Here is a 22,464-nt window from a genome sequence, read left to right on the forward strand (position 1 = left end):
GTCATCGAGCTGCTCCAACCAGGTGTACCTAGCCCGCTGATCTTTCCAGTGCGTAACCCGCTCGGAGAAATTGTCACCATCAACCTGGGCCTCGTCCCTTACCTGCCAGGCTGGTCCGTCCAGCTGTCCCAGACTGCCCTGACAGATATGGCTCCCTTCGAAACCCGGCTTGTCACGCTGACGGTCACCCCACCCGCTGGACAGCCCTTGCCCCCCGACAATACACCAGTCGTCGATGTGGAGGGATATATTAAAGGTAACCTTCTGGGTGGCATCGAATTGCTAAAACTAACCTCAAAAAACCATACTTTTTTAGCGGTTGTCTTAAAATGATATCAGGATATACCCAGGTGAAGATGGTGCATGGGTCTCTCGAACGAGTAGGTCTGAGAAAATTTTTCTAAGGTGTAGCTGACCTCCTCTTCTTCTTTTTTTTGCTCATTGGTTTCCTTATCCTTTATCGAGCTTTAATCACCCACATCTTGACACAACCAGGATAAGCCCCTAAAATACTACTATTCGGATGAAATACATCTACATAAGTCCGTTGTTGAAGATGCAAGTGCAGTCCAATTATTTGACATGTAGGAGTTATTTATGAACCAAACCGGAGCCACCACAAGTAAAAAGTCCTCCTCAGGATTCACCGCCGATGAAAAAGCTGCAATGAAGGCACGCGCCAGGGAGCAGAAAGCCCAGGCAGATGAAACGCAAGCGGAAACAGATGCGTTGGAGGCAATCGCCGCGTTGCTAGAACCGGATCGCAGCTTGGCCAGGCGCCTGCATGAGCTCATTAAGGCCAACACACCAGAACTTAAAGCGCGGACCTGGTATGGCATGCCCGCCTACGCCAAGGACGGCAACGTGGTATGCTTCTTCCAGAGTGCACAGAAATTTAAGACCAGGTACGCCACCCTCGGCTTTAGCGACAAGGCCAATTTCGACGAAGGGAACATGTGGCCGGTTGCCTACGCGCTGCACGAGCTGACCCCAGCTGAAGAGGCCAAGATAAGTGCCCTTGTAAGGAAAGCAGTAAGCTGAGTTGTGTAGGTGGGAAGTTGAATCCGCCTGCTTAATTAATTCCTCCACAGCGAGTAAGGCGGCTTCCGTGGTGAAACCCGTTCCCACCCTCCAATAAAATTCCCTAATAATTGTGAATAGCCGGATGAGTTTCGTGTAAACCGATAAGCTAGACCAGCTAGGATTCGAGGACGGTCTGCACATAGCGGATTACTAACCCCATCACGAACGCCACCGCTAATTTCAGCTGCTTGGTTCATACACCTAAAACTTTGCTGGCTTATCTCTGAGTATAAACCACTCACAATAATGTGTAATTTAGTTTATAATCCTTTCTGATAATTATTATTTTCACAAACTGGCTGTGATTGGATGGGATTAATTTATGCATCAGAGACATATATATAGAAAAATATTATTGTTGACTTTCCTGGCAATCGATTTTCTTATCCTATTTTCTGATTCTCACTTTATTTTAGCGAAAACAAATCCAGCATCTAATAACCTCATATACCTACCTCTCTTGTCAAAGCCTTATCCCACTGCACCTGCGAACGGGTTGCTGATTGCATATTCCTCGCAAATGACGGGAGAGCTCAAACAATACAATGTGGATACGGGTGCAGTGACTCAACTATTACCCGATCATTTTATGAGTGAGGGCTGTAATAAATTCTCACCAGACATAATCCATCCAAAGCTTCTCTACCTGCTCCAAAATCCTGCCAGTGGAGACCTGGAGGTAAAAATAAAGGATCTGTTTGGCGGCAACAATATTATCACCTTGCCGAACTCCTATCGCAATTCTTGCTCCATGTATTGGTATCCGAACGGTTCGGCGTTTGCGATCCGTAATCTTAATACGGATGTCTATGATTTGCTTTCCCCGGATGGCACTAAGCTCACATCTTTCTGGGGAGACTTAGGATGGAAGTTAGCATTCTCCCCGGATGGCAATCGGGCAGTGTTTGTTTCACCATTTCGCAGTAATGTACTACGCTTTTTCACTATCCTAAAAGATGGCAATGGCAATATCATTGGGCTAAATCAGGACCCTTCTGATTTTGTTACTGTTGATATTGGTGATCACTTTATTGCAGATATCGAATGGTCCCCGGAAGGTACTACTCTGGCCATTCTTATTGAGAACAATTGGGACTTAGAAGATGCAGATCTTCTTCTCATCGAACCAAATGGCACAGTCGTGGCCAACTTGACAAATGGATTTAACAGACAGGCTGGCAAACAACAAAACTACTGGGAGATTCAATGGTCACCCGCAGGAAAAAATATCGCTTTTTGGGTATACAACTTAGTGGGTGACACCTATGTGAACCCACAGGTGTATGTGATTAATATCTACACCAAACGTATCATCGAGCTGACCGGAGATGAATTTCAAACCGGTGAAACCCCGGCTTTCTCTCCGGATGGCAATAAGCTAATTTTCACTGCTGGACCTCAATTTGGCCGCACTATTGTGATGTGCAATCCAGATGGTTCCGATAAAATTTCGCTACCCATCGAGAATTCTGCATTCAATGCGATTTTTCGTCCATAATTTGCAGGTAGCTTAGTCAGGTTGAGAAATCTAGTTATTTTGACTATTTTTCTAATAATTTGTTGACCAAACTAACTCTACAGCCAAAGATAATCAATATCTACCCCCTATCGATAAACTCCCATCGATTGTTAGGTTAAAACTGGACACACCTCTTCACGCGCCGAATCGTAGCCTCGGTAAGTTTTATCAGCTCTTACATGAAGTCTTCAGATACCGTCTCATTCGTATTGCCGTGGACACTATTTACTTTACCTAGGCATTTACTGTGGTTAGTTTCTGTAATAAAACGTCAAGTCAGTCGGAAGCCTATGCCTGTCAAGTCAACGCGATGAGGAGATTGAATTACAAGGTCTTCGTAGCCAAACTCGACACCAACCCAACCTCCCCCATTAAAAAATGGGGGAGGTTGGGTCACTTAGTCACCTGCCGTATTAGGCGGCACTGTTTTTATGCGAAGGGGGTCAGCGAAATCCAATCCACAACGGTCTAAATCGTTGACCAATTCACGTAAATGGGCTTACGCTGCAAGCAATCGGTTGCGATGGAAGCTTCGGCTTCCCAGCCAGATGAATAAAATGCTGATGAGCCAGACGATCAACCCGATGAGAAGCATGATGCCTATATTGAGGAATATTGCTCCCGCCATCTGGGCATAGAAGAGTGCCACGATGGGCAGCACCACCACTCCAGCCGCCTGGTTGGCGTCCTGGAACCCTTGGGCCCGAGCCGAGGCCACCACCATGATACTCACCCCTAATGCAGATAGGGCTGGTACCACCCAGATGACCATCACCAACCACAAGGCATTGGGGAAGAATAAGCGCTGCATTTGAGACCAGGCTGCCACATTCACGGTAATGGCGTATATCACAAATCCGCCCAGGGCAATCGCATTGGCTGCCAGCCAACCCGAGAGCATCTTGGCGATAAGTAATTCCCGGTCGGTGGTGGGTGTATACAGCAGGGCTTCAAGCGTCTTGCGCTCCTTCTCGCCCGCAAAACTATCCGCAGCAATCATCGAGGCAACCATCAGGGGCAGAAGCAAGAAGAAGGGCAGCAGCATAATCTCAAGGGAAAATACGATGAACTTCTGGATGGTGGTATACCTGGCAAATTCCAGTTGCATTCCAGCGGGCATCTTCGCCAGGAAGGCCTCGGTGATGGGTAATTTCGTGACCAGCTCAGGGAATAATGAAAAGATCAGGCCGATCCCTAGTGGGACGAGGATAAAGAAGGTCACAAATATGATGATGATCGGGATAAGCACATTCTTATTCTGTCTGACTACTTTCAGATCCTTACGGACGATCGCCATGATTGCGCGTGTATTCATTTCATGCCTTCACTTTCTTCGTGAATCGTAAAGTACACCTGTTCAAGGTCGGCTTCCTGTGGGGCAATCCGGTACACCTTCACCTGGTTCTGGATCATGCAAGCCAGGACTTCGGGGATGGATTCGCGCTGGTTAACTGTCACCACCAGGGCACCGTTGGGTTTGGACGGTTCGCCCACTACCAGCTGTGGCATATTCCGCAGGACCTTCAGCGCTACTTCGGTCTGTGACTCCTCCACCTCGAGTTCAACTTCCAGACGCCGGACGTACTGGCGGGTCAACTCGGCAGGTGTGCCCAATGCCACCAGGCGGCCGTGCTCCAGGATGGCCACCCGGTCACACAGGCGCTGAGCCTCAACCAGGTTGTGCGTGCACATAAAGACTGTGCAGCCTTCCCGGCGAGCCATCCGCTCGATCAGCTCGTTCACATGGTGGGCAGATACCGGGTCGAGCCCGGAAGTAGCTTCATCCAGGAAGATCAGCTCAGGCTTGTGTAGCAGAGCGCGTGCCAGGGCCAGGCGTTGTTTCATACCCTTGCTGTAGCCACCCACTTTTTCATTCGCCCGCTCGGCCAGATCGAATTCATCCAGCAGGTCAAAGATTCGCTGCTTTACTTCCATGCGAGGTACAGCATACAGGTCTGCATAGATGCCGAGGATATCCTGGGCGGTTAAGCGCTCGTCCAGGGATGGTGTTTCAGTTAAGACACCCGTGCAAGCACGCAAGGCGGTACCTTCGACCTGTGGATCGAGGCCGAGCACGCGCATGCTGCCGGAGGTTGGCTCGATCACCCCATTCAGCAGGCGCACGGTGGTCGTTTTCCCGGCGCCATTATGACCCAGGAAACCGAAGATCTCACCCGCTTGCACTTCCAGCGAAAGCTGGTTTACCGCGATGGTATCCTTGAAATGTCGGGTGAGCTGGTTGATACTGATGACGGCGTTCATATTTTCCTCCTAGGCTCCTCGCCCTCAGCAGTCATGAGGGCGGGGATTGTGAGAAGAAGTCCATTATCCCGGGTTTAAAACTCCCTGCGCTGAAAGCGCCAGAGTGCTACCACGATGAATACGATGCTTAAGATAGCGGCGGAGATGATTTCCGAGATGAACATTGCCGGTAGGGTTATGCCCAAAACGACCAGCTGGGCAACCTTATCCATGGTCACCGGCAAGATATAGCTGATCTGTGGGATCATACCGCCGATAGCCAGCCCAGCCAGCACAAGCCCAAAGGATATCCCCAACACCGGCCCGCGTGTCTCAAACAAGACACCCAGCATGATCACCAGGCTGATGTAGAACAGCATGGTCAGCATGAACACCCCCAGACCAGCCAGGAATGACAGAATAGGCACTCCCTGATGGGTATCCAGGTAAACCTCGCTTACAAAGATCACTGCGGGTATGGCAATAATAAAGACCAGTGCACCGATGACATTCGATAGTAGCTTGGTGATGATAAAAGACTGGCGTGCCGAAGGCTTGGAAAGGATCCAGGCCGCCGTCCCCGTTTGAACCTCTTGAATGATCTCATCCTGTGCCAGGATGATCACACCAATCGCGCCAGCCATCACAGCAAAAGCGAAGTAATAATAGGAGCCCTTGGCGGAAGGCGGCATCCCTACGAAAGCCTGATTGATCGAAGCATTAAGCCCAGGAAGTATTCGTTCCAGCCGCGGTACAACAAACAGGATTAAAGCAACCATCCCGTCCAGGATACCAATCCAGATCAACATCTGCCCCAGCCAGCGGCGGGTGTGGAACCATTCGCCCATCTCTTTACTGAGCATGTTGCCAAAGCCGGCCAGCCAGCCACCACCCCTGCTGGGTAACAAGCCCTGGCGGGCTGCCAGGCGCAGATCGGTGGATACTTGTGTACTCGTTTGTGCGGTCATTTCGAATTCTCCTTTTCAACAAGACTTATGAATACTTCTTCGAGGTTGTATGACTTACGGCCGTAGTGGGTCACCTTTAGGCTGCGGTCATCAAGGATCAAGCGTAGAAGCAGGTCTTCCGCTGCGGCTTCATCGGTCACACTGATTTGCCAGCTCATATGGCCATTTTCCGGTGCCATGCTCAGGTTTTTGACCCATGGCTGGTCAGCTACGCGAACGCGTGCCTGTGCCATGGCTTCGGTTTGCTCACCCTTTACGGAAATGCTAAAAATGGTAGAACCGCCATCGCCAGCAAGCAGCTCATTAATCGGAGCTTCAGCGATCAGGCTACCCCGATTGAGAATGGCAACGGTATCACTCACCCGCTGCACATCCTCAAGAATGTGTGTTGAATAAAAGATGGTGGTGTATTTGCGTAGCCTTTCCATGACGTCCAGGACATCATGCCGGCCCATGGGGTCAAGCGAAGCAGCTGGCTCATCGAGAATAAGCAGGTCAGGGTAGTTCACCTGGGCCTGGGCAATCCCCAGGCGCTGGCGCTCACCGCCTGAAAAGCCGCGCACCGGTCGATCGGCTTTGTCGTCTATGCCAACCAGCTCGAGCATTTCCTGTACACGTGCTTCGAGAAGATCTTTTGGCCCGCGGTAGAAGAAGCGGGCAGTATAGTCGACAATCTGGCGAGCGGTCATGTGCTCGTAGTAGCGCGGGTCCTGGGCCAGATAGCCAACCCGCTTACGGATCTCCACACTCTCGCGCTGTATATCATGCCCGAAGATAGTCGCCTGCCCCCCACTGGGCTGGATCAACCCGAGCAGAAGCTTGATGGTGGTGCTCTTGCCAGCCCCATTAGGTCCAAGGAAGCCAAAGATCGAATTCTGTTTTACCGTCAGGCTTAGGTCTTTGAGGGCTTGCGTATCCTTATAGATCTTGCTCAGGTGGTGGGTTTCGATTACCAGAGAATTGTTAGTTGACATGTTGCCTCCTTTTTATTTATGGCTTCTAATTATTGCAACATCCCAGACGTAAGGACACTGAACGCCTGGAATGCAATCCAATCCGATTGACCTTTGATTTCATCCAAGTCCAGGTGGATCATTCCGATCTTTTGAGCACACTCAAACTCAACCAGCAACACCTGCTTTTTTGTGCACCAGTACATGAACTGTGCTTCAGTCAGCTGCAGCTTGGGCTGCATCTCTTTAAGTTGGTGTGATATATCCTCAGCTGATCCGCTTGAAACAACCTGGATGCTTTTTATCGTAGCTTTTACACGAATATCCCTTTCAGCATTGTTTCGAAGGAAATACAGGTTGTCGCCCAGCAATAAAGGCATACCCGAGGTATCTGCTGATTTACTCTCTTTGATAACCATGCTTTTTACTCCGCTAAGGATCTTCTCAAGCTCGCCTGCATCTGCATCTAAAATAACAAGATAATTCATGGAACCAGTCCTCTGATCAATGTGTTGTTGCTTGCATCCAATATATAAAAAATACTCCCCGGGCACATCCATCGGCCGAGGAGTTATTGATTATGCTTTAGATTGAATTTTATACTTATACTAAAGGAGTTACATCCTTATACCAAAGTATTAGGTCGACTCAAATTGAGACTAGTTTATGTTTAATGGCGAATGCGATCGCCTCTGACCGGCTGGATACCTGCAGCTTGGAGAGGATGTTGCTGATGTGGGCTTTAACGGTCGCCAGGGTGATTACCAGCGCATCAGCGATCTGCTGGTTGCTGTAGCCTTTAACCACCAGCGCCAACACTTCATGCTCGCGCTCCGTTAGGTCGAAGTTGGCGTGCGGCGCAGGTCGAGTAGCCTGGACCAGCACCCGGGCGGCTTCAGGAGAAAGGGTCGACCTGCCTGAGGTTGCATCGCGGATGGCCTTCGCCAGCTCATCTGAAGTGACATTTTTGATCAAATAGCTGATCGCCCCAGCGGCCAGAACGCCCTGTACCAGCTGCTCATCCTCGAAGCTGGTCATGGCGATGATCTTGATCTCCGGGTGTTCTGCTAGGATCGCCTTTGTGGCTGCAATGCCGTCCATCTCCGGCATCATCAAGTCCATCAAGATCACGTCTGGAGTTTTGTGCTGGCAGGCCATGATCGCCTCCCGCCCATTACTTGCTTCAGCGACCAGCTCCAGGTCATCATAGGCGCGGAGAAAGGTAGCCAGGCCGCTGCGGACCACATTGTGGTCATCGACCAACATCACGCGGATGATATGTGTGTCACACAGGTCATTCATTGTTGATTACCCTCCGGGTTAAGCTTCCAGCTAAGAGTCACAGATGTCCCCTGGCTTACCACACTTTCAATTTTAAGAATGGCGCCGATCGAATTAGCCCTTTCGCGCATAATGGCGATTCCCAGGTGTTCTGCTGTGATCGCGCCTGGATCAAAGCCAAGCCCATCATCCTTGATCAACAAGTTCAGCTGCCATGGCTGACACTCCAAGCGCATGCTAACCTGACGGGCTCCGGCATGTTTGGCGATGTTATTCATCGCTTCCTGAGCCACACGGTAGAACACCAGCTTAACCTCATGGGTCAGCTTGCAATCCCCCTGGATATCCAACGCAACTGGAACCCGAACCCGGCCGATAAATGCATCCGCCAGCTGGGTGAGCAGGGTTCTGATATCTGCACGTTCCAAAGATTCAGGGCGCATCTCTAAGAGCATTGTACGCATCTCAGCCAGGGCACCGCGCGTGAGCTGGCGCAGTTCCTCCAGGTTTTTCATGCCTTCTTCAGGGTCGCGCTTCCAAATGCGGGGGAGCACATCAGCAATAAGATTGGCAGAGAATAGGGTTTGGGTGACGGCATCATGCAGCTCGCGCGCCAGGCGGCTGCGTTCAGCCGTGATGGCTGCCTGTTCCGCTTGTTCATACAAACGGGCATTTTCAACCGCCACGCCAATCTGCTGCCCAACAGTTTTCAAGAGCGCGATCTGCTCCGGAGGATAGGTTCGGCTCTGGTTCGTGCTGAGATTAAGCGATCCAACAAAGCGTCCTTTGGCCATCAGTGGAATCGCAATCACTTGCTCGACTCCTAGGGTCACCAATCTCTGTTTAACTGTGCCATCCGTCGGCAATTCCTCGAGAGTCCAGATCACTGGCTCGCCGCGGCGGCCAGCCACGCCAGCAGCACTGTGTTTCAGGGGTAGCTTTTCGCCCAGGTCAGCATAGGTAGATGGCATTCCACGGAGTGCCATCACCCGTAGATAAGCTTTCTCCACCTCTGTTCCGTTATTCACTGCCCTGTCATCGCCACTCTCAACTCGATAAGCAATGCCATACTCCATCCCAGTCAGGTCCATAATTCGGTCCAGAGCGTCCGACATGATCTCGTTGAGATTGAGCGAGCTGCTCACCTGGACCGCAATGGCGTTGAGGGTAGCTAATTCTTTGGTTCGGGCAGTAACTTTTTTCTCAAGCGAGGAATATGAGTCATCTAATTCAACCGACATCGTGTTGAACTGGTCGGCCAGTGTCTCAATTTCATCCCCCGTGTTCACCTCGATGCGGTGCTTAAAGTCACCTGCAGTCACCTGCTCGGACGCATGGATCAGCTCCTGGATCGGGTTGGTGATGTGCCTGACCCCATAAGCAGTCACCAACATCGGCACGATCACACCCAGTGCCAGCAGGCCATACAGAAGATACCGGTAGGGTAGCGTTGGACGCATAATCTCGGACCAGCTCTCCTCTTTTATGACATTCCATTGCACATAATTCCCTGCATAAGGGTAAAAAGGAGCATAGGAGACCAGCAAGTCCTCGGCTCCTTTGCGGAACCGCCCACTCATACTCTGCCCTTGAAGAAGCTGTTGGATGTACGCTTCTCCTGATAAATCCTTACCCATTTCGGATGGATCCGTGGAGAATATGATGTGTTGGTTCCCATCTACGATGTATATATTCGCATCCAAAGCGTTTTTGGAATATGCATTGCTAAATGATTCATAAAAGGTATTTTGAGTGGCCGGGAAGATCGTAAAGCAATAATAATCCGCGCCGATAAATTCGCCCTGTGATCCATTCATTGAGGCAGATATACAAAGGATTTCCTTCCCGCTCGGCTCAATGGTCCTGAGATTGCTATATGCAGCTTTGCCTGGATGATCAACCATATAGCGAAACTGGGCATCTGACCAATCCTGGCCTAGAACTTCAGGCTGGTCGGGGTATGTTTTTACAACCTTTCCCTGCGCATCCACAAAATAGATACCGCCATCAAAAATATCTATACCTTCAGCATGGTCAATGATATTCTGAGCTCTGTCCTCCAGTGGCGCTCCTCTTTGAGTATCAACTTGCAGGATGATCTTGACGATAAGGGGATTGGTGATGTCGAAGAATGCCTGGAAGAGAGGTGGGGTTTTCGATTGGACAATCCCCCAATCTTGCTTAATCGCCAGGTCTCCGATCACCTTCTGGTATGAATAGAAAGTGAACCAGGCTACCGCAGAAAGGATGATCACTGTTGGCACGAATGACCAGCCGATAATTTTAATCCGCAGGCTTTTCCACCAGTGTGTTTTCATATGGATCCCTTTCCAGTCAATAAAAATGAGAAAGGAAGGTGTGAGGTTAAGCCAATATCGATGAAGATCGTTAATTAATAATAGCACAAATTGGAGTTCAGGCAACTTTATAATTCTTCCCCTGCTCTGCCTGGTTTTCCTAACCATAATTTTGTCCGATCGGTGAATAATGATTGAGGGATTTCTAGTATTGTTTATTGTAAACCTGACCCTGGTAGCTTACAGACAGCCATGAATAAGCCATCAAGTTGCCATCTTATTCGTGATACTCCTGACCGACTTCCATGCTGCTAGCGGAAATGAGCTCCAGGCCCAAATCGCGCAGATGGGAGATAATGCCATATAAAGCAGCTTGATCGGTTACAAAGCCAGTAAGAATGGTCTCATTACCATTGAGGTTCAGAATGGTTAAATTATCAAACCAGCCTGACCATTGCTGGTCAATTCTACCTTTTAGATGGATTTCTATTTGTTGCATTGTATGCTTTCCGTGAATCACACGATATGAATTCTTGGATGGGTGCTGAGCGTATCACACAGTGCGCCCAGCACCCATTAGTATAGTAGCAGATCTACGCCCTTGGCTTCCGATATTTAATAGTGCGGAAGATCGCCCATCCTGCCATGCCGATGAAACCGATTACCATCAACCAGCCGAACCAGTCACCCAGGCTCCCAAACAGGGTTTGAATATGATGAATGGGAACTTGAGCTACCATCACGCGGTCATTGGTATTGTAATAATCCAAAGAAGCCAGGGTACGGCCATACGGATCGGTGGCAAGTGACACACCTTCCATCGCCGAGCGCACCAGTGAAAATCCATTCTCAACTGCCCTGAAAGCAGCCAGCCGAAAATGCCAGAAACTGTTCTCTGGACCATCAGCGGCAGGAACCAGCATGATATCGACACCTTTACGCCCAGCTTGTTTTATGATTCCCGGATTATCCAGATCACCACACAAGACTCCCGAAAGCCTGCCATAAGGAGTGTCAACAGCCTGCAGCTCCACCTGGCTTAGGTCTACTCCCAGGTTGTAAGCATATTTATAATGATCCAGGACGATCTCTCCTGATGGACCAACGATGATCATGTATATGCCAGCCCGATCTGTATCCATCAGTATCTTCCCAAAGGCGATATAAATACTCTCTGTCCTGGCTATTTGCTTGATCTGAGCAATCAACGGATCCAGGTCTTCCTTGATGCCCACAAAGGCAGTCTCCGGCAGCACGACAATCTGAGCGCCAGCCTGGGCTTCATGGTTGATAGCCGTCAGGTTGGGTGCATAACTATCCGTGGTTCGTTTGCGGAATGTCGCAAGATCGGATTTATAAAGCTCAGGTAAAGTTTCCAGAGCGTTTTCTGCTGTTTCTGCTCCAGCACTTAGCGCATGAATTCGCACTGTGCCAACCTGTGGCTCAAAGAAGCGGGTGCGGATGGTTCCAAAGAGCAGGATGACCAGCAGGAAGGCAGTGTAAATGATGGTCCCGTTGCGGATGACTGGCCAGTCGAACTTCCGCTCCCAGGCCCAATTAACCGTCGAGGCGAACCAGGTGGTGAGAAAGGTTAACCCCCACAGTCCGGTCATCGAGATCATTTGCATGAGGATGATATTACCTGATTGGCTGTAAGCTGCGGAACCGCTGCTGCCGAAGGGAAATTTATTCAACAACAAGAATTCATAGCCCGTCATAAGCAATGGGAAGACAAGTGTTGTGCTGAATCCAGCCAAACCATGCTGTGGTAACCTGCCCACCAGGATCCGATCAATCAGGTAAATTAATGCGTAGCTTAGTCCTAATATCACTCCAAAAATCAGGGGAGGAATGGCACCAGGACCAGCTCCCCCCATATAGGCGATTGAGCAGGCGATACTCAACCCCACTGCCATCAGCAAGTACCCCCAGAGTTTTCTTTGCGATCGCATGAAGCGGATTAAGAATACGGGTGCCAACCAACCTGCCAACGATAATGGCCAATTCCCGGCCAGAAAGACCATCAACACACAGCCGAGGACCAACCAGAGCAATGACCAGCGATCAGATTTTGGATAGGGTGTGGAAATTTGGTTGTTCATGAGAATACTCCTCTTGATATAAAATTCCTTGGTTACGCAGCGACCCGGGCTTTACCTCATAACCACTCCTGCCTCTCCTGATCATAAAGAGGAGAGGCAGGGAACGAAATTAGGATAGCTTCTTTAGGGTGGTGGACACCATCTTTAGCACAATACTGATGGCGATACCAAAACCAAGTGCAATGCCCAGCAAGCTGATTAGCAGGCGCAATAGTTCATCATTGGCAGCTACTGTTCCATATGCCATCATTACCCAGAATGCGGCATAGGACAGCCCACCCATGATCAACCCCACACCAATCCACATCGCTTTGACGCCAGTGACGAACTTGCTGGCTTTACTGGGCAGGATGCTGATCGGAAATGCACCCAGGACGGCAGTGTGTACCCCATTGAGGATAAACAGCAAAGAACCGCAGGCTGCGAATGTAAACCAGGCGAGCGGAATGCTCACAGGATTGACGGTTTTCCAGGCCACAGAAAAATACAGCGCGAATAGAAAGGCAATCACGATAATCCCCATCCCAAGCACTTCGAGATAGTTCATTACTTTATGAAACGCCTTATGTGATCCTGGCAACCCATCGATATAACGATCGGTCTCTGACTTCAATTCATTGCGTGTCTCCCTCATTTTTACCTTCCTTCTTTTTTTGATTTGTGCTTTTAATTTAGCAGATAAGGGGATAGATTGTCATCTATCAAAAGGTAGATTCAGGGATATAAAAAGCGGTGTGCAGGATTTGAATATCTCTGCACACCGCCTGAAACTAACTCAGGGTTTATTACAATAGATTTAGCTGGCGGGCCTTTGCAACGGCCTGGGTGCGGCTGGTGCACCCCAGCTTCTCAATGATATGATGAACATGCGATTTTGCCGTGCCAACACCGATCACCAAGCGCCTGGCGATCTGCATGTTTGACAGGCCATCCGCAAGCAGCCGCAGGATCTCCAGCTCACGCTCACTTAATGGCTCAACCAGTGGTTGTGCGCCTGGTGCAGATTTTTCCGGCCCAAATGCTGCCAGGATGGAACTGATACATGCTTTGAGATGCGGGGCTTGAGACCTCAACCGCTCCAGCATCAGCTTCAACGCTTCACCTTTATCTACGAAGGTACGGATAAATCCCTCCGGCTGGGCGTTTTCCAATGCCTCCCGGACGAATCGTAAGGAATCCTCCTGAGATTCAGCTGCCAAGGCCTGTAGCAGCTGAACCTCGATGAGCCCAGAGCGACAGTCTTTTTGTAAGGCAACTTCATAAATCCCAGACAACCTTTTTGCTGCTTCTGCTTTTTCATCAAGGGCAAGGAGAATGCGAATTGGGGTCAGCCTAAAACAAGGAAAAAGAAAAGAAGAATCGGTAGGCGCAGTGACTCTTTCCGCCCAGTATTGCGCTGAGGGGAGATTTCCCTGTGCCAGGGCAATTTGAACATGGCAGGCTGCGATGCGGGTGCTGGCAAGAGCTGAAATATTGTGGCTATTCACCAGCTGGTCAGCTTTTTGTAGCGTGGCAAGAGCAGCCTGTGGCTGGCCATACGCTTGTTGAATGACCGCCAGGGTGCGGTAAGCATCATTCTGTAGCAGCGGGTTCCCCGTTTGCAAGCTTTGTTCAACCCCAACCTGAGCCTCGGTGAGGGCCTGGTCCAGTTGGTTCCACTCGTAGTACAGGGTGGCTAATTCGATGTGGGCAGACGAAACCGTCGGAGATGGCCCGCCAAGTTGAATGACCTTCTGGCACAGCTCCATGGCATGGTGAAGCCGCCCAAACACGGCCTGGATCATTGCCAGGTAAGTAAGGCCGATCATGCGGGCGTACTGGTTACCAGATTGCTGGGCAGCCCGGTCAACTTCCAGGAAGATTTGTTCGGATGCCCTGAAATTTCCATCATTCCAGTGCGCCAGGCCCAGGGTAAGCGCTGCCAGGCCCTTGGAAAGCGTATCCGCCTGGTCGAGGATCGTTAATGCCCGTGTGGCATATTCAATTGCCCGCGGATTATCCCCCGAGACGCGCAAGTGGTAGGCCCTGGCGACTAAGATGGGACCCAAGAGCGCCTGGTCGTTACTGGCCAGCACCTCCGCCTGCTGTAAGTACGCGTTCGCAGCCTCCAGCTGCCCCGTGAGGGTCAATGCCCAGCCATAATTCTGACATAGACCAGGATACTGATAGATCACCTCGTCTGGAACGCGCTTCAGCCAGCCGATCAAGGTCATTAATTCGCCCTGCCCCAGCATAGATTCAACACAATCCTGTATGAGCATGGCTGACATTTCCCAATCTTTAGCTGATAAGGCATGCTGGATAGCTTCAGGCAGATAACCCTGTTGACCAAACCATTGGCTGGCGCTCCTGTGGAGCTCAATTTCAGAGATTGAGCTGGAAGCATGCAAACGCTGTTTTAGCAAATCAGCAAATAACAGGTGATAGCGATACCAGCTACGGGTTTGGTCTAACGGGACGATGAACAGGTTGGTGTGTTCCAGGTTTCCGAGCAGGTCCCCGCTGCCTGGCTGCCCTACTACAGCGTCACATAACGGGCCTGATAACCTGCTCAGGATTGAGGTCTTCAACAGGAAGTCTTGAATATGGGATGGCTGCCGGGTGAATACCTCTTCGATCAGGTAGTCCAGCACATAATGGCTGCTGCCGGTGAATGCCCGGATGAATCCCGACAGGTCATCCTGACCCAGCATGGATAAGATCGCCAGCTGTAGACCAGCAATCCAACCCTCAGTACGTTGTTCCAGGGCTGAGACGTCAGTTGATGACAGATTCAAGCCCATCACCCGATTGAGTAATGTAACACACTCATCCGGTGAAAAACGCAGGTCATTCTGACGCACCTCGACCATCTGACCACGCGCCCGCAAGCGTGCCAGGGGCAACGGTGGGTCTTCACGCGTGATGATCACCAGATGCATAAGGGCAGGTTGGTGCTCTACCAAAAAACACAGCTGTTGATGGATGGGTAAGCTATTAATGACATGATAATCATCCAGCACCAGGATAAATGGCTGGTTGACAATGGAGATTTCGTTGATCAGGGATGTCAGAACCACCTCAGCAGGTAGCGGCTGAGGAGATTGGAGCAGCGCAGCAGTGCTTTTTCCAAGGCGAGGATCAACCTGTTGCAAAGCAGCAATCAGATATGAAATGAACCGGACGGGATCATTATCGCCACCATCCAATGAAAACCAGGCTGCTTTGGCTGGTTGGCTGTGGATCCATTCAGCCACCAGTGTGGTTTTACCATAGCCTGCCGGCGCCGAGGCTAAAACCAAATTTTTGTTTTGTTGCCAGGCATCATCCAGGAGCTGATTCAGCGGATGTCGTTCAACCAGATTCTTACGCGTTATGGGGATATTGAGTTTGGTCGCTAACAGGCTCGATGGCATATCAGCCTCACTTGTCAACCCTTGGGTAACCCCACAATTAGTGAATACCTTAGCTATAGTATAGCAAAAATCTTAACGAATTTGTACTCCTCCCTGCACGATTGATAGTTGGCAATCAGGCCAACCATGTTAGCTTAACGGGTCTACTGCTGTTGAAATATGAGTATGAAAATCAGCAGCCTGATGATAACTGCAAACGGTACCTTTGATTATTGCTCCCCTTGTTTCTTTTCGATTTCTCGCTGTTCCTTCTGCCTCTTAATGCGGTCTTTTTCCTGCTCTGTGTCCAACTCTTCTCGTGCCGCCCGTTGAGGTTCTCCCTGTTGGTTTTGCTCACGTTCCAGTCGCAACTGAACCTGCTGGCGTTGCTTACGTTCTGCTTCCTGCTGCTTTTCCAGCTGTAGACGTTCCTGCTGGCGTTTTTTCCGTTCTTCTTCCTGCTGTTGCTCTAACTGTTGGCGCTGTTGCTGGCGCTGCAATTGTTCTTCAGCTTGCTTTTTCTCGAGCTCACGCTCTTGGCGGTGTTTCAGGTCAAGCTGATCCTTATCGGATGATTTATCATCAGGTGTCATCATGGGTTCCTCTACCAACAAGTATAGCCTAAATTACGATCTTCAAATAATTTATCATTATCAGATAACTACGTTCGTCTTGTTTATTAACGACAAATCCATCGCTGGATGACAGTATGGGATGGCATCGGTTGAATATGATTTCTCCTGCTCATCCTTGTCGTAAAGATGCTCAGCTGCGTAATGGCGATCGTGGAAGATTCATCAGGGGATCACCGCACGGGATTTTATTGAATTGAATAGTTGAATGAATATTGCGTGGTGAGAAATTATTCTGTATACTGAATGTAATTAATGCGCTGCCAGCGCCATATCCGCTCATATCCGTTAATCAGTACGGTTCTTTCGGTTCGTAATACAAGACTTCAATGGGGTAAAACATGATCATGCGAATGAAATTATCGTGTGTTGCACTCGTCTTTATTTGTTTTGCTACCGCATGTGAGCCACTTCAAACACCTGCGGCTACACCTGCCTCATCAAGCACCTTGATCATACCGCCCACGCGCGAACCGACATCGACCATACTTCCCACCCAGACCCTCGTTTTTCTCCCTGAACCAACCAGCACTGCCACGCCACAGCCTCAGGAGATACCATTTTTCCAGCGCGTAACTTCACTGACCGATCATCCACTGAACCCTTACATGGATTTGCAAGTGCGTGCCCTGGCGGAAGGTTCTTTATGGATCATCACTAACCAATCAGTCCTGCGTTGGTACGACCAGAAATGGGAGGAAATACTATCAGAAAGTAAGGATTTCCTTGCTGCAGTGGATGATAGCGGCCGCTTATGGGTTTTACGTCAAGACATGAGCAAGATTGATGCCTGGCAAGCTGGGAAGTGGATGACCTATGGCGCTGAAAGCGGTTGGACGGATCCGGTTAGTTCACCGACGAACTGGTGGGCACCTATACCCTGGAGTTTGTATAACGATGCTGAAGGCACCCTTTGGGCACCGATGGCTAGAGACGTCAGGGCATTTGATGGTAATAGATGGACTGTTTACTCCCTGACAGATATGGGGTTTGCACAGCCAGATATGGAAGACATCAGTATCGTTCATAGCCTCGCCACGGCTAAAGCTGGTGCAGAAGTGTGGGTAGGCGAGTGCTATTATTCAGGACCAGGCCCAATGGGTGGCGGTGGGGTGCGCTGGTTCGATGGAAAAATCTGGCAAGCAGGGAATATCCCAGATGGCGCCACGTGCGTCTCTACTTTACAAGAGGACCTTGCTGAGAACGTTTGGCTTGGATCTTACGGAAGTATCTGGCGCTTCGAACACACCACACAATCTTGGACTGAATATCGCCTGCCAAAAGAGTTGCTATTCGATTACAACTTCGCTTACCCTCAACAACTCATCATCGACCGGGTCGGTGATGTGTGGGTGATTATGCAAATGTGTGGCGGGGCAAGCTGCAGCGGTCTATCTAATCTTTACCGGGTGCACAATGGGGAATGGTCGTTGGTCATTGATGCACAGTCGTGGTCCTCGCAGAAAATGCAACTGGCACTGGATAGTGGAGGACAGGGTTGGCTTTTTGGAGATGGAAATGTATTTCAGCTTGAAGGAGGATCCGCAATACCTGTTGCTTCCATTGAGACGCGTGGCATTGGCGTCGATCCTGACGGTAGGGTATGGGTAATCGCACAGATCGGAAATGACCTCGCTCTGTTGTTCTTAAATCCTCAGGGGGAGGAGTGACGATCTGCCGACAAAGTTTATTACTGTAAACACCGCAGATTTTCGCAATATAGCCCCAGTATGGGTTTAGCTGGCTGCATCAGCTCGGTTGGACGATCAAGGCGTGGCCTGGATGCATAAGTCTCCACGAAGGTCCATTCGGATTCAGCTTTGCAATCCTCGCTTATCAACGACTGCAAACTCCTTATGACATTCGGGAGTACATGCGGGATCATATTAGACTGAGCACAAGATAACGCCCAACTATATCATCTGGGAAGTGGCCTGCTGTATGTCTGACTCCACAGTAGTGCAGGTGTTTTACCTTAATCTTCTCTACTAATCGACTTGAGAGTTTTCGTATCCGTGTCATCTTCAATATCTATAAATACTATGCATAATAGCTGACATATAGAATATCAGTCGATCTTATACTTCTCGCTTTATGATATTTGGCGAACTCCCCACTTTTTGGATTGGAAAATCATGTCGTGTCCGACCTGAGGACCTGATTCAATATATTGAAACCAATAAATATAAGATGAATCAATATTTTGAGTAAAAGTGTAAACCAACCCACAGCCCTTTCTTCATAATTTCACTCAGAAAGGGCTGTGGTACGAAGTGACAGGTACATACCAAGATTTGATTAGGAAAGGATATTTCAATTTTTGTATTAAGCTTTTTTCTTTATGATTCGATTCTATTCCGAACCTGATTTCATTGCTATCATGTCCTTTATGCTTACTGTTACCTATCAACCTCGATACGCTCCACAAGAACCTGCGAGCCATTGCAATCAGGTACATTGCTGAGAAGTGTGCCATAAAGATGCACGACCTTACCACTGTCGCGCAGTTCTACAATCTGGGATTCGATTACTGGATCTCTAGAATCGATGCCAAAATAAATGACCTGCCCCAGATCCTGCCGCTCGAAGCAATCATCATACTCCGCGCCTGGTGCGTTGCTCTTGATGACGCCCCACCAATCTGCTAACTCTTCAGTAGTACCGGGTGGCATGTAACCGCCCGAGGCATTTCCTCCTGAACCGCCACCACCTGCTTCTGTGGTTACCTCAAGGGTTGTAGTAGGTGTTGGTCTATTTTCCACTGCAGGACCGCACTCTCCTCGGTAATAGGCCCACTCGTCGCAGCTGCTGCCATCCGGAAAAATACATACTCCGCTTTGGCTACCATCGGCTGCCGTTTGAATCTCAAGTTCGTTGCCGTTTTGCTCGCAATAGACCGAAGCAGGATTCGGCATATTCACCTGAGGCATGTCCGTCGCTGTAGGTGCAGGTATCTGGACCTGCGGCGCCGTGCAGGCTGCCAGTGCTAACAAAATGATTGTGAATGAACAGATTCTTTTCATTTTTTCCTTCTTTCTGTTGTTTCAGGTTTGGTGTAACTTGTCTTTTAGCTAATGCTGCACACTGATGACGACATTTCCCTTTTTGTGTCCTTTTTCGACATACCTGTGCGCCTCAACCATCTGGTCCAACGGATAGAGTCTATCAATGACCGGTTTTATCTTTCCCGCTTCAATCAGCTCTTTGACAGAAATTAAATCTTCAATATATAACTTTGGTGTCCCCTCATCGACTGATATGTATTTCCCGGCTGGGGTTAGCGCTTTTTTATACTGTAGTTTTGAGCTATATCTTTTTCCAACGGCATCAAAGATAAAATCATAAGATTCTCCTCTATTCGTAAAATCCTCTTTTGTGTAATCAATTACCTTATCGGCTCCCAGAGATTTCACGAATTCTAAATTTGTGGTACTGCATACCCCGGTAACTTCCGCCCCAAAGTACCTGGCAAGCTGTACCGCAAAAGTACCTACCCCTCCAGAAGCTCCATAGATGAGAACTTTTTGTCCTTTCAGGATATTTCCTTTCTTCTTGAGAAAATTCAATGCTAAAGTTCCTCGGGAAGGAACAGCAGCAGCTTCCTCATAGGTTACATTGGACGGTTTTAATGCCATAATACTGTCTTGTGGCATGCACACTCCGTCTTCTGGCAGACAAGCGTACTCGGCATAAGCACCAAAACGCTTGCCGGTAAGTGCAAAAATTTGGTCACCTTTTTTAAATCGTTTTACATCTTTGCCTATTGCATAAATTTCTCCGGCTAACTCTAACCCTAGTACAGGTTTTCTTGGTCTTCTGAAACCAATAAATATGCGCATGGGGATCCATAGCAAGATATTTACTTTACCACTTCGAACTATACAGTCAGAAACTGTCACTGCTGCTGCATGAATTTTTATCAATACTTCATTGTCCTTGGGAGTAGGTTTTTCCACCTCTTTGAGCTGAAGAACCTCCGGCGGTCCGTATTTTGTGCATACAATTGCTTTCATTTTTGTACCTTTCCTTTTTACTTGATAGTACTCATTTTTATTTCTGACCATCAGCTAGGGTTGGTTTCTGATCCTTTACACCCTTAATCAAAAGCCACAAAGTTAGAGAGAGTTCCGCAATAAAACTAACCACCATACATGGGTACGATATTACTTCGTAGCCCGGCAAAAGGAAACGCTGAAAAACATATATCAAAAGACCAAAACCATCGGCAATCAACAGTATGCCCAAGATCTTAGGAAGAAAGCCCGACTTGAAAACTAGATAACCAAGAGGAAAGAGCCAGAAACCATAGGGTATCTGGGCGACAATATATCCATTTTTGTATAAATAGACAAATAATATCGCTAGCGCTTGTAGCTGATCTGGCTGGAATACTTTCAAATAGTCAGCTCCGCTCAAAAGCAACAGGCTGGCAAATAGATAAAGCATACCAAAACACCATATAGCAAACCCACCCAAGTTTAATAACAGGAACAGTAAAGCTATGTTTTTGTCCACCGGTTTTAATAACACGTACAAATACCAGGCCGCCATAAGAAAAAACACAACTGAGAATAGACTGATTACAAATCCGATACGAAATAGCGATTCATGAGCCATTATGTGATTGACCGTTACTGGGGCATCCACGGATACAAAGCGACCAAACTCATTTCCAATGATCGAAGTTACAATATACATGAAATAGAGGATACCTGCGATTCTTGCGGTCTTATTGATTGAATTCATTTTTTATCACCTTTAAATAGTGAATAGCCCGACAGGCCTATGCCTACCAGATATAGAACGCTCTGAAGGACATTCACTTGCCATCTCACATTTCCGACTTCTGCGGAAGCGATGAAGGCCATCACTTCCACGAAGCCGATCACGAACAGCAATACCCAGAAAGCCCATTTTTGGCTGGCGATCAGGCTTTTTCGGATGATCAACCACACCAGCACCGAGAGACCCACCGAGCAAGAGTTGTACAGGATCGTCAGAGCATTGAGCGATGCAATGACCTTGGCATCCAGGCTGGCGATTTCAGATTTATCAAACACCATCACCAAAAGTGGAGAGTTTGCGTTGAAAATGACGACACTGGACAATATCGCGGCGGCAAGAAGAAAATTGATACCGCTCCAGATTGAGAGAACTATCGAACCTCTTTTTAGCATTTTGCTTTCTCCTTATGATGTGTGGTCTCCGCTATTTAAGGTCTATTCCACAAGCTTTATCATTGTGCGTAACGGTGAGAGGGAGGGCTGAAGATCCTCCCTCTCCCCTATAGTGCAGATCTATGCCACGCTCAACAGCTCGTTCGTTTCTGATTTCCCATACTTTGAAGCAATTACAGACGGATTGAATCCCTTAACGATCAGCCAAACTGCCAGAACCATTTCCTGCAGAAAAATAGGAGCCGCCAGGGGAATGTAGCTGGTAATCCGGTTTCCGCTGAACAAGGCCAACACGCAAGCCACCATCATCAGGATGATCGCGACGATACCAAAGCCCGACAGCCATCGGGGAATGAGCCGTGATTGGAAGAACAGGTAGTAGTACATAAATGCACCCAGGCAGAAGGCGAACACCGCCACCAGCGCGGCGTTGTCGCGTACGCTCACCAACAAATTGCCGATAGCCTGAAGCGACGTACGATCGGCAGCTCCCGCTGTTGTGAACTGCTGGCCGAGTGTCAGCAAAGACTGCAGACTCACGAGGCCGACCACGTAAAAGGCTGTCTCAATTGTCCTGAAGACGACAGATCCGATGGCCAGACCCGCATTCCGCTCCTTCAAGACCGTATACATCACGACGGCTGTGCCAGCACATGCGAAGTACCCGATGAGCATGAGCAGCACTCCTGCAGCCACCTGGTTCGTAGGCGCAGATAACGGAGTGAGGTTATCCGCACCAGTGAGGTCAGGTACGAGCGACGAGGCTAGCATGGGCGCGACAGTTGCAATGATGAAAATCACGCCTGTAAACACGGCAATCTTTCGAGTTGAATTCAT

General features: G+C 49.0%; 21 protein-coding genes. 4 read left to right on the plus strand and 17 right to left on the minus strand.

Annotation, left to right across the window (positions count from 1 at the left end):
• From C3F13_11035 to C3F13_11045, 3 genes are all read left to right on the plus strand, one after another.
• On the plus strand, positions 1–333 hold a 333-nt coding region (locus tag C3F13_11035), incomplete at its 5' end, for a hypothetical protein (protein PWB52669.1).
• 264 nt (positions 334–597) lie between these two features.
• Complete coding sequence (locus C3F13_11040) at positions 598–1,041, plus strand: hypothetical protein (protein ID PWB52670.1); 444 nt, start codon at positions 598–600, stop codon at positions 1,039–1,041.
• Positions 1,042–1,405: 364 nt separating this feature from the next.
• Positions 1,406–2,581 carry a hypothetical protein gene (locus C3F13_11045; protein ID PWB52671.1) on the plus strand — a complete coding sequence of 392 codons (1,176 nt, stop codon included), beginning with the start codon at positions 1,406–1,408 and terminating at the stop codon, positions 2,579–2,581.
• A gap of 520 nt (positions 2,582–3,101) precedes the next feature.
• Here C3F13_11045 and C3F13_11050 read toward each other — a convergent pair.
• The 12 genes from C3F13_11050 to C3F13_11105 all read right to left on the minus strand — a co-directional run bounded on the left by C3F13_11050 (position 3,102) and on the right by C3F13_11105 (position 16,411).
• Complete coding sequence (locus C3F13_11050; GenBank protein PWB52672.1) at positions 3,102–3,917, minus strand: hypothetical protein; 816 nt, start codon at positions 3,915–3,917, stop codon at positions 3,102–3,104.
• On the minus strand, positions 3,914–4,864 hold the full coding sequence (locus C3F13_11055) for an ABC transporter ATP-binding protein (protein ID PWB52673.1): 951 nt from the start codon (positions 4,862–4,864) through the stop codon (positions 3,914–3,916). Before C3F13_11055 ends, C3F13_11050 begins: the two co-directional genes overlap by 4 nt.
• A gap of 74 nt (positions 4,865–4,938) precedes the next feature.
• Complete coding sequence (locus C3F13_11060; GenBank protein ID PWB52674.1) at positions 4,939–5,811, minus strand: hypothetical protein; 873 nt, start codon at positions 5,809–5,811, stop codon at positions 4,939–4,941.
• Complete coding sequence (locus C3F13_11065; protein ID PWB52675.1) at positions 5,808–6,785, minus strand: ABC transporter ATP-binding protein; 978 nt, start codon at positions 6,783–6,785, stop codon at positions 5,808–5,810. Before C3F13_11065 ends, C3F13_11060 begins: the two co-directional genes overlap by 4 nt.
• 29 nt (positions 6,786–6,814) lie before the next feature.
• Positions 6,815–7,252, minus strand: a complete 438-nt coding sequence (locus tag C3F13_11070) for a hypothetical protein (GenBank protein PWB52676.1) — start codon at positions 7,250–7,252, stop codon at positions 6,815–6,817.
• 160 nt (positions 7,253–7,412) lie between these two features.
• Positions 7,413–8,030 carry a DNA-binding response regulator gene (locus C3F13_11075; protein ID PWB52702.1) on the minus strand — a complete coding sequence of 206 codons (618 nt, stop codon included), beginning with the start codon at positions 8,028–8,030 and terminating at the stop codon, positions 7,413–7,415.
• A 32-nt stretch (positions 8,031–8,062) separates the two neighbouring features.
• Positions 8,063–10,510: a hypothetical protein gene (locus C3F13_11080; protein ID PWB52677.1), complete on the minus strand. Its 2,448-nt coding sequence runs from the start codon at positions 10,508–10,510 to the stop codon at positions 8,063–8,065.
• Positions 10,511–10,619: 109 nt separating this feature from the next.
• Positions 10,620–10,841 (minus strand): hypothetical protein, encoded by a 222-nt coding sequence (locus C3F13_11085; GenBank protein PWB52678.1) that lies wholly within the window; start codon positions 10,839–10,841, stop codon positions 10,620–10,622.
• Between the two features lie 94 nt (positions 10,842–10,935).
• Positions 10,936–12,444 carry a hypothetical protein gene (locus C3F13_11090; protein ID PWB52679.1) on the minus strand — a complete coding sequence of 503 codons (1,509 nt, stop codon included), beginning with the start codon at positions 12,442–12,444 and terminating at the stop codon, positions 10,936–10,938.
• Between the two features lie 109 nt (positions 12,445–12,553).
• Positions 12,554–13,078 (minus strand): hypothetical protein, encoded by a 525-nt coding sequence (locus tag C3F13_11095; protein PWB52680.1) that lies wholly within the window; start codon positions 13,076–13,078, stop codon positions 12,554–12,556.
• A 151-nt stretch (positions 13,079–13,229) separates the two neighbouring features.
• A complete protein-coding gene (locus C3F13_11100; GenBank protein PWB52681.1) occupies positions 13,230–15,839 on the minus strand; it encodes a hypothetical protein in 2,610 nt (869 codons plus the stop codon).
• Between the two features lie 209 nt (positions 15,840–16,048).
• Complete coding sequence (locus tag C3F13_11105; protein ID PWB52682.1) at positions 16,049–16,411, minus strand: hypothetical protein; 363 nt, start codon at positions 16,409–16,411, stop codon at positions 16,049–16,051.
• Positions 16,412–16,791: 380 nt separating this feature from the next.
• Between C3F13_11105 and C3F13_11110 the strand changes: the two genes are divergently transcribed.
• A complete protein-coding gene (locus C3F13_11110) occupies positions 16,792–18,120 on the plus strand; it encodes a hypothetical protein (GenBank protein ID PWB52683.1) in 1,329 nt (442 codons plus the stop codon).
• A gap of 729 nt (positions 18,121–18,849) precedes the next feature.
• Here the strand turns inward: C3F13_11110 and C3F13_11115 are convergent.
• The 5 genes from C3F13_11115 to C3F13_11135 form a co-directional block, all read right to left on the minus strand.
• Positions 18,850–19,473 carry a hypothetical protein gene (locus tag C3F13_11115; GenBank protein ID PWB52684.1) on the minus strand — a complete coding sequence of 208 codons (624 nt, stop codon included), beginning with the start codon at positions 19,471–19,473 and terminating at the stop codon, positions 18,850–18,852.
• Between the two features lie 48 nt (positions 19,474–19,521).
• The gene (locus C3F13_11120; GenBank protein PWB52703.1) at positions 19,522–20,463 is read right to left on the minus strand and encodes an NAD(P)-dependent alcohol dehydrogenase; all 942 of its coding nucleotides are present in this window, start codon (positions 20,461–20,463) and stop codon (positions 19,522–19,524) included.
• Positions 20,464–20,500: 37 nt separating this feature from the next.
• Complete coding sequence (locus C3F13_11125) at positions 20,501–21,196, minus strand: DUF4386 domain-containing protein (GenBank protein ID PWB52685.1); 696 nt, start codon at positions 21,194–21,196, stop codon at positions 20,501–20,503.
• A complete protein-coding gene (locus tag C3F13_11130; GenBank protein PWB52686.1) occupies positions 21,193–21,627 on the minus strand; it encodes a hypothetical protein in 435 nt (144 codons plus the stop codon). Before C3F13_11130 ends, C3F13_11125 begins: the two co-directional genes overlap by 4 nt.
• Before the next feature lie 120 nt (positions 21,628–21,747).
• On the minus strand, positions 21,748–22,464 hold the full coding sequence (locus tag C3F13_11135; protein ID PWB52687.1) for a DUF4386 domain-containing protein: 717 nt from the start codon (positions 22,462–22,464) through the stop codon (positions 21,748–21,750).

It is taken from the genome of Anaerolineales bacterium, from assembly GCA_003105035.1.
Taxonomy (GTDB): domain Bacteria; phylum Chloroflexota; class Anaerolineae; order Anaerolineales; family UBA4823; genus FEB-25.

Bases quoted from the DNA above. Each gene is read 5' to 3' on its own strand.
- C3F13_11040 (PWB52670.1), top strand. From the start codon at position 598: ATGAACCAAACCGGAGCCACCACAAGTAAAAAGTCCTCCTCAGGATTC.
- C3F13_11045 (PWB52671.1), top strand. From the start codon at position 1,406: ATGCATCAGAGACATATATATAGAAAAATATTATTGTTGACTTTCCTG.
- C3F13_11050 (PWB52672.1), bottom strand. From the start codon at position 3,917: ATGAATACACGCGCAATCATGGCGATCGTCCGTAAGGATCTGAAAGTA.
- C3F13_11055 (PWB52673.1), bottom strand. From the start codon at position 4,864: ATGAACGCCGTCATCAGTATCAACCAGCTCACCCGACATTTCAAGGAT.
- C3F13_11060 (PWB52674.1), bottom strand. From the start codon at position 5,811: ATGACCGCACAAACGAGTACACAAGTATCCACCGATCTGCGCCTGGCA.
- C3F13_11065 (PWB52675.1), bottom strand. From the start codon at position 6,785: ATGTCAACTAACAATTCTCTGGTAATCGAAACCCACCACCTGAGCAAG.
- C3F13_11070 (PWB52676.1), bottom strand. From the start codon at position 7,252: ATGAATTATCTTGTTATTTTAGATGCAGATGCAGGCGAGCTTGAGAAG.
- C3F13_11075 (PWB52702.1), bottom strand. From the start codon at position 8,030: ATGTTGGTCGATGACCACAATGTGGTCCGCAGCGGCCTGGCTACCTTT.
- C3F13_11080 (PWB52677.1), bottom strand. From the start codon at position 10,510: ATGGTTAGGAAAACCAGGCAGAGCAGGGGAAGAATTATAAAGTTGCCT.
- C3F13_11085 (PWB52678.1), bottom strand. From the start codon at position 10,841: ATGCAACAAATAGAAATCCATCTAAAAGGTAGAATTGACCAGCAATGG.
- C3F13_11090 (PWB52679.1), bottom strand. From the start codon at position 12,444: ATGAACAACCAAATTTCCACACCCTATCCAAAATCTGATCGCTGGTCA.
- C3F13_11095 (PWB52680.1), bottom strand. From the start codon at position 13,078: ATGAGGGAGACACGCAATGAATTGAAGTCAGAGACCGATCGTTATATC.
- C3F13_11100 (PWB52681.1), bottom strand. From the start codon at position 15,839: ATGCCATCGAGCCTGTTAGCGACCAAACTCAATATCCCCATAACGCGT.
- C3F13_11105 (PWB52682.1), bottom strand. From the start codon at position 16,411: ATGACACCTGATGATAAATCATCCGATAAGGATCAGCTTGACCTGAAA.
- C3F13_11110 (PWB52683.1), top strand. From the start codon at position 16,792: ATGATCATGCGAATGAAATTATCGTGTGTTGCACTCGTCTTTATTTGT.
- C3F13_11115 (PWB52684.1), bottom strand. From the start codon at position 19,473: ATGAAAAGAATCTGTTCATTCACAATCATTTTGTTAGCACTGGCAGCC.
- C3F13_11120 (PWB52703.1), bottom strand. From the start codon at position 20,463: ATGAAAGCAATTGTATGCACAAAATACGGACCGCCGGAGGTTCTTCAG.
- C3F13_11125 (PWB52685.1), bottom strand. From the start codon at position 21,196: ATGAATTCAATCAATAAGACCGCAAGAATCGCAGGTATCCTCTATTTC.
- C3F13_11130 (PWB52686.1), bottom strand. From the start codon at position 21,627: ATGCTAAAAAGAGGTTCGATAGTTCTCTCAATCTGGAGCGGTATCAAT.
- C3F13_11135 (PWB52687.1), bottom strand. From the start codon at position 22,464: ATGAATTCAACTCGAAAGATTGCCGTGTTTACAGGCGTGATTTTCATC.